Source organism: Aquitalea sp. S1-19 (assembly GCF_024343515.1).
In genome coordinates this window covers 240-10,837 of record NZ_RJTZ01000102.1, presented here as the reverse complement: position 1 = coordinate 10,837, position 10,598 = coordinate 240, and the positions used below count along the sequence as shown (strand labels likewise).

Here is a 10,598-nt window from a genome sequence, read left to right as displayed (position 1 = left end):
AAGCCCAGCTCAAGCTGGTGAACCACCAGCTTGGGATCGTTTTGCAGTAGCGGTACACCATTTTTCAGGATGGTATCGATATAGCGCTTGCGCATATCTGCCGGTGCAATGTTCTCGAATGGGATCTTGGATAGCTCCTGATCCAGCTTGACCAGTGTCGGGCCATGCAGGTGGTTGGCCGAGATATCGAGCTTGAGCGGGCCGTATTTCTGCTCGTCGTAGCGGAAAGTCTCAAAGCCTAGTTTGCCGCGCGTATTGACGAACTGATCCTGCTCGCTGGTAACAATCTGGTAGTTCAGCTTGGTCAGCTCGACATTGGATGGCTTGAGCTCGCCCGACGGGTTGATGAACTCGCCCACCCTGACCCGCGTGACCAGATAAATCAGTTCGTTCAGCTTGATGCTGTAAGGAATGGCTTCCTTCCAGCCCAGCTTGACGTTGTTGACGTTCAGCTCGCCAGTGCCCAGACGCACGCCACTATCGCCGGGGCGAACATCGGATACATAACGTACGCCGTCAAAGGCAAAGCGTCCCTTGCTGGCCGCATCCAGCACAAAGCCCGGAGAGTCGGCTTCCAGCAGATATTCCTTGAAGCCGCGCCCGTAATCCACCTTGAGGTCGAAGCCCTGCCAGTTCATCTTGACGCCGGCCAGTGTCTCTTCGTAGTCAAACTTGGGAATATTGACTTTCAGCTCGCCGCCACCGCCAAAGCCCAGACGGTTGGTCACGGTAATCGGTTCGGCTTCGCCGAAGAAGCGCGACAGTGTCTTGCGCGTAGCCGGGCTCATATCGAACTCGGTGGTCACCAGTGCGCGGGCCGGCATCAGGTTGAAGCTGGCAAGGCCGGGCAGCGGGCCATGCTGGATCTTGTTGGTATAACGCAGCGTACCGCCCAAGAGCGGGCGCAGATTATCGGGCAGAGCACCCAGATAAGGGCCGAGCAGGCGCTTGTTCAGCTCAAGCTCGGTGGTTTCGGTCGAGGAAAACCAGCCGCGCTGGTAACTATGCGACTTGATGGTAAACATCGACATGGTGGACAGCAGCTTGTGCTGTTCGGCCAGCGTTGCTTCGGCCTTGATACCGGCCCAATAGGAGAAGCCGCCATACAGGGCGGCAAGGGAGGCTGCTGTTGCTGCAGCCAGTTTCCAGCTTTGCTTCTTGATATTCACGAAACCTGCTCTGCGTTGAGTCCAGAGTGGCATCTTACAATACTCGTTGCCGGCTGACGATGGCCTGGCCACGCAATAAACATAGCCATGCCATAAAAATAAACGATAGAATCGAGTAATCTGTCTAATAATGGTGCGAACGCAAGATGCAGTGGCTTAATGGTTTGATTGATCTGCCCTGGTGGGGCTATATCCTGGTAGGGCTGGGGCTGACCCATATCACTATCGCATCGGTGACTATTTTCCTGCATCGCCATCAGGCGCACCGCGCGCTGGATCTGCACCCGCTTCCCAGCCATTTCTTCCGTTTCTGGCTATGGCTGACCACAGGTCAGGTGACCAAGGAGTGGGCGTCTATCCATCGCAAGCATCACGCCAAGTGCGAAACGGCGGAAGATCCGCATAGCCCGGTGGTACTGGGCATACGCAAGGTGCTGTGGCAGGGTTACGAGCTATATCGTACCGCCTGCAAGGATAAAAGCATTATGGAGAAGTTCGGTCACGGTACACCGGACGACTGGCTGGAACGCAATCTCTACACCCGCCATAGCGGCAAGGGTATTGTGCTGATGCTGGTGATCAATCTGGTCCTGTTCGGGCCTATCGGTCTGAGCATCTGGGCGGTACAGATGTTGTGGATTCCGTTCTGGGCAGCCGGCGTGATTAACGGCATTGGCCACTACTGGGGCTACCGCAACTTCGAGAACGAAGACGCGGCTACCAATATCGTGCCGTGGGGCATTCTGGTGGGCGGCGAAGAGCTGCATAACAACCACCATACTTTCGGTACTTCGGCCAAGCTGTCGTACAAGTGGTTCGAGTTTGATATCGGCTGGATGTATATCCGCATTCTCGAAATCCTGCATCTGGCTCGTGTGCGCAAGGTGGCACCCAAGCTGATTGTCGATGCCAACCGTAATGTGGTGACGGCCGACAGCCTGCAGGCGGTGATTGCCAATCGTTATGCCATCGCTGCACGCTATGCGCGCGAGCTTAAGGCGGTGACGCATGCTGAGCTGGCAAAAATCCATCTGCCCGAACTCAAGGGGCAGGCGGGTGCCAAGATGAAAATCTGGCTTAAGCAGGATGCCAAGGATACGCCGCCGCTTGAGCGCGAGCAGTTGGCACAGGTGCTGGCACACAGCGATGTGCTGGCAACGGTCTATAGCATGCGTCAGGAACTGACCTGCTTGTGGGAGCGCTCGGCGTTAACGAGCGAACAACTGGTCAAGGAGTTGCAGGACTGGTGCATCCGTGCCGAGCAAAGCGGCATCGCCGCGCTGGAAGAGTTCAGCCGTAAATTGCGCGGCGCTTCGCTGGCCTGAGCCGGTAGTTGCAGCTAGCGCGGCCTCCCATGCGGGAGGCCGTTTTTCATTTGGGCGGCAGGCCGCTACACTAGCGTTTTTTGATCTGTATTAAAGGATGGCAATGTCTCTTTATCGTCACAAGGCTGGTGCACGTCTGGCCGAAGCCGTGGTCAGCAATGGCCTGATCTTTATGGCGGGTCAGGTACCGGAGAACGTGGACGCGGATGCCGAAGCGCAAACGGCTAATGTGTTGGCCCAGATCGATACCTTGCTGGCCGAACTGGATTCAAGCAAGGCCAAGCTGGTGGATGCCACCATTTATCTGGCCGATCTGGCTGATTACGATGCGATGAATGCCGCATGGGATGCATGGGTGATTCCGGGGCAGACCCCGGCGCGCGCTACGGTACAGGCCAAGCTGGCCAATCCGGCATGGAAAGTGGAAATCAAGGTGGTCGCCGAGCGCTGATACTTGCGCCGGAAAAATACAAAACCCCCGTGGCGATGCCCGGGGGGTTTTCCTTAATGACCCGCATCCACCACTGCGCCGCCACCGGCCGGTTTGAATGGCGGGCGGGCGAGCCAGACCAGCAGGGTCAGGCCGATAAACAGGATGGAGCACAGCCAGAAAATCTCGTTGGCCGAGATAAAGAAGCCCTGGCGGGTGATATCCTGTGCGATCAGTGCCGCCGCCTGCTGCTGGCTCAGCCCCGCAGCATGCATCTGTGCCAGCGCCGTGCTGGTGTTGGGGTCGTAGACCGAGATCTGGCTGCTCAGTGTCACATGGTGCACCGCTTCACGCCGCTCCCACCCGGTTGTGATCAGCGAGGTGCCGATCGAACCGGACAGCGTGCGCATGAAGTTGGACAGGCTGGATGCGCTGGCAATCTGGTCGGCCCTGAGGCCGGCCAGCGAGATCATGGTCAGCGGCATGAAGAAGCCGGCGACGGCGATGCCCTGGATGAACTGCGGCCATACCACCCAGGCAAAGTCCATTTGCGGGTTGAAGGTGGTGCGCCAGTAAAAGCAGGCAGCAAAGATGAGGAAACTGGCGGTAACGATCCAGCGCAGGTCCAGGCGCTGCGCGTTCTTGCCGATGATGGGCGACAGGATGACCGGCAGGATGCCGATCGGCGCCATCGCCAGCCCGGCCTGGGTCGCGGTATAGCCCATCTGGGTCTGCAGCAGTAGCGGCATCAGCACCACGGTGCCGAAGTAGAGCATGAAGCCGACGCTCAGGCACATCACGCCGACGCTGAAGTTGCGGTGACGGAACAGGCTCAGGTCGACCACCGGATGCGGATTGTGTTTTTCCCACACCACCAGATAGGCCAGCGCGATTACGGCTACCAGCGTCAGCGCGACGATCTCCCCCGAGGAAAACCAGTCCAGTTCCTTGCCGCGGTCCAGCATGATCTGCAGGGCGCCGACACCGATCACCAGCAGCGCCAGCCCGATCTTGTCGATCGGTTGCGCGGTGATGGCGGTTTCGCGGCCCTTGAGTTCCTTCCAGCTGATGGCAATTGCGGCCAGACCGATCGGCACGTTGATGAAGAAAATCCAGCTCCAGTGCCAGTTGTCCGAAATCCAGCCACCCAGGATGGGGCCGAAAATGGGCGCGACAATCACCGTCATCGACCACAGTGCCAGCGCCATGCCCTTCTTTTCGTCCGGGTAGGACGCCAGCAGCAGGCTTTGCGACAGCGGTATCATCGGGCCGGCCAGCGCGCCTTGCAGCACGCGGAACAGGATCAGCGCCTCGAGGTTGGGCGCGATGCCGCACAGCCACGAGGTGATGACAAAACCCGTGGTGGAGAGCAGGAACAGCCTGACTTCGCCCAGGCGCTTGGCCAGCCAGCCGGTAATCGGGATGGCGATGGCGTTGGCGACGGCAAACGAGGTGATCACCCAGGTGCCCTGGCTGGCCGAGGCGCCAAGGTTGCCGGCAATGGTGGGGATGGCGACGTTGGCGATGGTCGTGTCTAGCACCTGCATGAACACGGCCAGCGACAAGGCCAGCGTCACCCACACGCGGCGGGCGCCTTCAAGTGGCTTCAGCGGCATGCGATATCCTTACTGCCCCAGGTTGGCGGCAATGACCTGGGCGACCAGCGCATTGGCACGTTCGAGCTGACCGGTGTAGATGTCGGTCGACAGCTGTGGCTTGCCTGCCGGGGCCTTGCTGACCAGCGGGCCGCTGGTGTCGGAAATGTCGACCGTGACGTTCATCGACAGGCCCAGGCGCAGCGGATGCTGCTGCAGTTCGGCCGGGTCCAGCGCAATGCGGACCGGCACACGCTGCACCACCTTGATCCAGTTGCCGGTGGCGTTTTGCGCCGGCAGCAGCGAGAACACGCTGCCTGTCCCGGCAGCCAGACCGACGACCTTGCCCTTGAAGCTGACGCTGTCGCCGTATACGTCGGCATGCACCGTGGCCGGTTGGCCGATGCGCAGCTTGGCCAACTGGCTTTCCTTGAAGTTGGCATCCACCCACATGCTGTTCATCGGTACCAGCGCCATCAGCGGGGTGCCGGGCTGGATGCGCATGCCGACCTGGGCGCTGCGCCGCGCAATCTGGCCTTGTGCCGGTGCCAGCACGCGGGTGCGCTCCACCGCCAGTGCCGCTTCGCGCACTAGGGCTGCCGCGCGGGCCACTTGCGGGTGCTTGGCGACGGTGTCCGACATCACCAGTTCGCGCTGTGCGGCCAGATCGGCTTCGGCCACCCGCAAGGCTGCTTGTGCTGCACTGACGGCATCGCGTGCATGCTGCAGTTCTTCACGGGAGATGGATTCGTCCTGATTGGCCTGTTCGCGGCGCTTGAGGTCGCCCTCGGTGCGGGACAACGTGCTGCGGCGCTCGGCCACCACGGCTTCCAGTTTGCTCTGTCCGGTAATCAGGGTGCGGGTCTGGCGCACGGCCTGGGCCAGTTCGGCCTTGGCGCGGGTCAATGCCAGCGTGGCATCGGCCGGATCCAGCTGGACCAAGAGGGCACCGGCTTCGACTTGCTGGGTGTCCTCGGCACCGATGGCGGTGATGGTGCCGCCGATCTGGGCCGAGACCGGGATCTGGTTGCCGGCGGCGTAGGCATCATCGGTACTTTCCTTGCCCCTGAGGAAAAACAGCCAGTAGGCAATGAGGGCGATGCCGATGAGGATGACGGCGATGCTCAGCTTGAGCAGCGCCTTGTTTCGGGCAATTTTCTTGTTGTCGGGCATTTACTTGCTCTCCGTTGCAAGGTGGCCGGCCAGCGCGCGCAGCAGGGCAGTCTGGGCCTGCAGTTGGCGTACATGGGCTTCGTTATTTTCCAGTGCGGCGGCAAGTGCGCTGCGTTGGGCATGGATGTTCTGGCTGGGGGCAATCAGGCCGCTGGCCAGCCGGCTGCTGCTGCGGCTGGCGATGCGCTGTTGGGTGTCCAGCGCGGCACGGCTGGCGGCATGGGCTTGCTGGCTACCCAGGGTCTGGCTGACAGCATCAGCCGCTTCCTGTATCGCACCCAGCAGGGTCTGGTTATAGCCGGCAACGGCCGCATCATAGTTGGCACTTTGTGCATCCAGCGCGGCATTGAGCGCGCCGGAATGAAACAGCGGCAAGGTGATGCCCGGTGTGATGGCGCTGGCCAGTGCCCCGGCACTGAACAGGTCGCCCAGGTTCTGAGCCTGCAGCCCGGCCATCGCCCCCAGGGTGACGTCGGGGTAGAACTCGGCCTTGGCTGCCTTGACGCCGGATGCGGCGGCTTCGACCCGGGCTTGTTGCGTCAGGATGTCCGGACGCTGTGCCAGTGCGCGCGTGCTTAGCGTGCGGGTATCCAGCTGCCATTGCGGCAATGCTTGCAGCGGCAGGCTGGCTAGCTGCGCATCGGGCAGGGTGGTGAGGGCGGCCAGCGCATGGCGGGCACGGGCCATGCGGGCCTGGATCGCGGCCATGCGGGTAGCCAGTTGCTGCTGCTCGCGCAGCACGCTGTCGCTTGCATCCGGTGACGCGATGCCGGAGGCCACCAGTCCTTGTGCCTGTTTCAGCTCGCTTGCAAGCAGGGCCTGATCGCGCTGCAGCAGTTGCAGGCTGTGGCGGGCGGCCATGTAGTCGAGATACTGGGCAGTGACGGCGCTGGCCAGCCAGTTGCGGCTGTCTTCGGCCTCCAGCCGGGCCGCGTTTTGCCGGCTGTTGGCCGCAGCCAGCAAGGCGCGGGTCTTGCCCCAGAAATCCAGACGCCAGCCCAGGTTCAGCGAGAGCTGGTTCAGTGAAAACCAGTTGCCGGCCAGCGGCGGTGGCAGCAGGCCATATTCGGAATTACGCAGGCGCTGGTGTGCGCCTTGCAGATCCAGTTGCGGGCCATCACTGGCATCGGTCAGCGCCATGCTGGCGCCGGCCTGGCGGATACGGGCTTGTGCCAGTGTCAGCGACGGGTGGTTTTGCAGCGCCTGCTCGACCAGTCGGTCAAGTGCCGGCTGTTGCAGTGTCTTCCACCATGCGCCTTGTGCCGGCGCGGGTGTTGCCGCACTGCTGTCTAGGCCATAAGCGGCGGGCGAGAGCGCGGTTGCGTGTGGCTGGCCATCACGGATATTGGCGCAGCCTGCCAGAAACAGCCCCAGCAAGGGGATCAGTCCCAATCTGAGTCGGCAGTGTTTGATTTTATAATTCACGTGATAGTCACCTTGCTTATTATCTGGGCGTAGAAAACTGCACGCCTGGCCGGCATTAGCCCGTCAGGCGTGCGAGCAGCTTGCGCTCCAGTGTTTCCAGCTGCCTGCACTCTTCCGCGGAAAAATCCTGCCATAGCTCCTTGAGTCGGGCGCGTTGCACCGGCAGCACTTCACGGATTAGGGCTTGGCCAGCCTCGGTCAGGGCCAGTTCGGTCTTGCGCCGGTCTTCGATAGAAGGTTGGCGCTGAATCCAGCCCTTTTTTTCCAGTTCATCGACGACACGGGTGGCATTGGTGCGGGAAAAGGCCATTGCTGATGAAATATCCGACGGGCTGACGCGCTCGTCCGGGCGCGAATAGATCAGCATCAGTGCCATCCATGTGGTTTCGTTTAGCTCATAGGGCTTGAGCGAAGCGTTGAACCAGGCATCGAGTTGTAGCTGGGTATAAAAATGCAGGCGCGTGAGAATGACCTCCTCACGCGGTGAACCCGGCATTTTGCGGGCGATGCGGTCAACGGCATCTTCCAGATTGGCAAGAGAGAGGCAGGGAGAAATGGATTCTGTCATGTCCTTTATAGTAACGGACGTGACAAAACCCGGCAAACGAATTATCTGGAACGGGTCAGCCAGTGGTCGATTGCGCCACAAGCCGGGCTAAGCAGATCAGGCATCAGGCAGTCGATCTCTATCTTGTCCATGGCGCGCAGCCAGGTGAGCTGGCGTTTGGCGAGCTGGCGTGTAGCGGCCACGCCCTTGTCGATAAAGTCAGTCATGCCGTACAGGCCATCCTGATATTCCCAGGCCTGACGGTAGCCTACGCAGCGCATGGATGGCAGCGCAAGATCCAGCGCCGGGTAGTGTTGACGCAAGGCACTTACCTCATCCAGAAAGCCGGCGTCCAGCATCATCTGAAAGCGCAGGGCGATGCGCTGGTGTAGCCAGGCGCGATCGGACGGGATCAAGGCCAGTGGCAACATGTCGAATGGCGCCGCGTCTTCCCGTCCTCGTGCATGTAGCGAAGACAGGCTCTGCCCGGCAAGCATCATGACCTCCAGCGCACGCTGGATGCGCTGCGCATCGTTAGGTGCCAGACGTGCGGCGGTGGTAGGGTCTAGTTTGGCCAAACGCGCGTGCATGGCGGGCCAGCCATGTTCGGCTGCTTCCTGATCCAGTTGGGCGCGTAGTGCAGGGTCCGCCTCGGGCAGGTCGGACAGGCCTTCACGCAAGGCCTTGAAATAAAGCATGGTGCCGCCGGCCAGCAGCGGAATATTACCGCGCGCATTAATCTCGCTGATCAGCCGGCTTGTATCGCTGCAGAACTGGGCGGCCGAATAGGCTTCGGTCGGGTTGATGATATCGATCAGATGGTGCGGGCAACTGGCCATCTCGGCCGCGCTGGGTTTGGCCGTGCCGATGTCCATATCGCGGTACACCAGTGCCGAATCGACGCTGATGATTTCGACCGGATAGCGTTGTGCCAGTGCCAGCGCGAGGCCGGTTTTGCCGGAGGCGGTCGGCCCCATCAACAGGATGGCGCGGGGAGAAGCGTTCATATGTCTTGATCTTGTCAGTGGCAGCACGTGTTTCGCTGCCTGGTTGTCAGGCGTATTGCAAGGCCCAGGCTTCGACATCGGCCAGAATGTCCTGTTTGCGGGCATCTGCACCGGAATGCAGTTCGGCGATTTCGGCCATGCAGCTTTCTATCGTGCGTCCCGGCGGGATACCCTGATTCAGTTTCTTGTGGCACCAGTTGCGCCAGCCCTGCATTTCCTGGGGCGTGAGCGAGTCGGGATAGCTGCGTGCGCGGTAGCGCAGCAGCAGGCGCGCCAGTTGCGGATCGTTAAAGGCAGGTGTCTCTTGGGCGAGTGCGGCGGCTGGCAGTGTGCGCAAGCGTTCCAGGAGTCGTCGGTCAGCCGGCGAAACAAAACCGCTATATAAAGCCTCATCCACATCCAGCGCAGGCATGGCTTCGCGCCGGTATACTGCCTTCCACAGGCTATCCAGTGCGGGCAGGGCCCGTGCTTTATCGGCATGCAAAAGCGCAAGGTCAATGGAAATGCCCAGCTCTTCTGCCCGCGCCTTTGTGAGTACGCGCAGATCTTTGCAGACAAAGGGCGACTTGTTGATGTGGATGGTCTTGAGCGCCAGTCGTTGCAAGCCGGCGCCTTCCAGTTCTTCGCGGGTGGCGAACAGGCGCTGGCGGATCGCATCGGCACTCAGGCCGGCCAGTTCTTCGGGGTCATACGCCAGATCCCAGACGATGACTTCATTCTTATTGGTCGGGTGCTCGGCCAGCGGCCAGACGATGGCCAGATTGCCGCGTGCCGCACCATACATACCAGATATATGAATAAGGGGTGCCGGGGCGTGCAGGCTGATCTGGTGGCGAACATTATCCTTTTTGCGCAGCGCCAGACAGAAGTCGAACAAGCGCGGCTGGTGTTGGCGGAACAGGCGCGCCAGTGCCAGCGTCGCGCGTACATCGGACAAGGCGTCGTGCGCCGTTTCGTGTACCAGTCCATTGGCAGCCGTCAGTTTTTCCAGCTTGAAACTGGGCAGGTCATCCTCGCCTAGTGGCCAGTTGATCCCTTGCGGGCGCAAGGCATGCAGAGTGCGCGCCACATCCAGAATGTCCCAGCGGCCGCATTCGTTTTGCCACTCGCGCCCGTAAGGATCCATCAGATTGCGCCAGAACAGAAAGCGGGTGACCTCATCATCGAAGCGGATCGAGTTGTAACCGACGCCGATGGTGCCGGGGCGGGAGAATTCGCGCAGGATGACGGCGGCGAACTCGTTTTCGGCGACACCATGTTCCAGGCAGTATTGCGGCGTGATGCCGGTAATCAGGCAGGCAGTGGGGGAGGGGATAAAGTCGGGACCGGGCCGGCAGTACAGCATCACCGGCTCCTCTATCTCGTTTAGCTCGCTATCGGTGCGGATGCCGGCAAATTGCGCTGGCCTGTCCTGGCGCGCAATGGCACCAAAGGTTTCATAGTCGTGCCAGAAAAAGGTATGGGTATGCATGCAGTGGCTAGCTTGAGCTTGAAGATTAGTGATTGTCGCACTGCTTGGTGTTTGTCGCTATCCGTCAGTCAGATGCAAAAAGGAAAACCTTCATTTTTATTGCGAATAATGGCTTGTGGTTTTTTTGTTTTAAATCAGATGGATGGCTTTTGATTCGGCTGGCTGGCTGCGGGTGTCTATGTTTTATGGCGTGATTAGTGGTTGACGCATCAGTTCAAGGTGCGTATATTTCGCCTCCTCAGCTGACGACGCAAACGAAACAAGCGACGCAGCACTGCTCTTTAACAGAACGAACAACCGATAGGTGTGAGTGCTTGGCGATGCCAAACACTCGCACTGCAAGAAGATTGGAAACGTAAAGTTTCTTTGAACTTGCGTGCCAAAGTACGAAAAAAGCATAGAGATTGAACTGAAGAGTTTGATCCTGGCTCAGATTGAACGCTGGCGGCATGCTTT

10 protein-coding genes are annotated in these 10,598 nt (G+C 60.2%); 2 read left to right on the top strand and 8 right to left on the bottom strand.

The window, feature by feature from the left end; all coding sequences use genetic code 11:
- The coding region (locus tag EGI20_RS13920; RefSeq protein ID WP_498632193.1) for a YdgA family protein at positions 1 to 1,169 on the bottom strand (1,169 nt) is incomplete at its 3' end.
- A 146-nt stretch (positions 1,170 to 1,315) separates the two neighbouring features.
- Here EGI20_RS13920 and EGI20_RS13915 point away from each other — a divergent pair.
- Positions 1,316 to 2,494: a DesA family fatty acid desaturase gene (locus tag EGI20_RS13915; protein ID WP_498632191.1), complete on the top strand. Its 1,179-nt coding sequence runs from the start codon at positions 1,316 to 1,318 to the stop codon at positions 2,492 to 2,494.
- A 103-nt stretch (positions 2,495 to 2,597) separates the two neighbouring features.
- The gene (locus EGI20_RS13910; RefSeq protein ID WP_498632190.1) at positions 2,598 to 2,945 is read left to right on the top strand and encodes a RidA family protein; all 348 of its coding nucleotides are present in this window, start codon (positions 2,598 to 2,600) and stop codon (positions 2,943 to 2,945) included.
- 53 nt (positions 2,946 to 2,998) lie between these two features.
- Here EGI20_RS13910 and EGI20_RS13905 read toward each other — a convergent pair whose 3' ends face one another.
- The 7 genes from EGI20_RS13905 to EGI20_RS13875 all read right to left on the bottom strand — a co-directional run.
- Positions 2,999 to 4,540 carry a DHA2 family efflux MFS transporter permease subunit gene (locus EGI20_RS13905; protein ID WP_498632189.1) on the bottom strand — a complete coding sequence of 514 codons (1,542 nt, stop codon included), beginning with the start codon at positions 4,538 to 4,540 and terminating at the stop codon, positions 2,999 to 3,001.
- Positions 4,541 to 4,549: 9 nt separating this feature from the next.
- Positions 4,550 to 5,692 carry an HlyD family secretion protein gene (locus tag EGI20_RS13900; protein ID WP_498632187.1) on the bottom strand — a complete coding sequence of 381 codons (1,143 nt, stop codon included), beginning with the start codon at positions 5,690 to 5,692 and terminating at the stop codon, positions 4,550 to 4,552.
- Positions 5,693 to 7,117 carry an efflux transporter outer membrane subunit gene (locus EGI20_RS13895; RefSeq protein WP_498632186.1) on the bottom strand — a complete coding sequence of 475 codons (1,425 nt, stop codon included), beginning with the start codon at positions 7,115 to 7,117 and terminating at the stop codon, positions 5,693 to 5,695.
- A gap of 55 nt (positions 7,118 to 7,172) precedes the next feature.
- Entirely contained in the window at positions 7,173 to 7,685 is a 513-nt protein-coding gene (locus tag EGI20_RS13890) for a MarR family transcriptional regulator (protein ID WP_498632184.1), read from the bottom strand.
- Between the two features lie 41 nt (positions 7,686 to 7,726).
- A complete protein-coding gene (gene miaA / locus EGI20_RS13885; protein WP_498632183.1) occupies positions 7,727 to 8,671 on the bottom strand; it encodes a tRNA (adenosine(37)-N6)-dimethylallyltransferase MiaA in 945 nt (314 codons plus the stop codon).
- Positions 8,672 to 8,717: 46 nt separating this feature from the next.
- Positions 8,718 to 10,142 carry an exodeoxyribonuclease I gene (sbcB, locus tag EGI20_RS13880; RefSeq protein ID WP_498632181.1) on the bottom strand — a complete coding sequence of 475 codons (1,425 nt, stop codon included), beginning with the start codon at positions 10,140 to 10,142 and terminating at the stop codon, positions 8,718 to 8,720.
- 238 nt (positions 10,143 to 10,380) lie between these two features.
- Positions 10,381 to 10,598, bottom strand: a 218-nt coding sequence (locus EGI20_RS13875; protein ID WP_498632179.1) for a hypothetical protein, incomplete at its 5' end; no start/stop codon positions are given.

Excerpts from the sequence above, each read along its gene's own strand:
- EGI20_RS13905 (WP_498632189.1), bottom strand. The coding sequence starts at position 4,540 with ATGCCGCTGAAGCCACTTGAAGGCGCCCGCCGCGTGTGGGTGACGCTG.
- sbcB (WP_498632181.1), bottom strand. The coding sequence starts at position 10,142 with ATGCATACCCATACCTTTTTCTGGCACGACTATGAAACCTTTGGTGCC.
- EGI20_RS13890 (WP_498632184.1), bottom strand. The coding sequence starts at position 7,685 with ATGACAGAATCCATTTCTCCCTGCCTCTCTCTTGCCAATCTGGAAGAT.
- EGI20_RS13900 (WP_498632187.1), bottom strand. The coding sequence starts at position 5,692 with ATGCCCGACAACAAGAAAATTGCCCGAAACAAGGCGCTGCTCAAGCTG.
- miaA (WP_498632183.1), bottom strand. The coding sequence starts at position 8,671 with ATGAACGCTTCTCCCCGCGCCATCCTGTTGATGGGGCCGACCGCCTCC.
- EGI20_RS13915 (WP_498632191.1), top strand. The coding sequence starts at position 1,316 with ATGCAGTGGCTTAATGGTTTGATTGATCTGCCCTGGTGGGGCTATATC.
- EGI20_RS13910 (WP_498632190.1), top strand. The coding sequence starts at position 2,598 with ATGTCTCTTTATCGTCACAAGGCTGGTGCACGTCTGGCCGAAGCCGTG.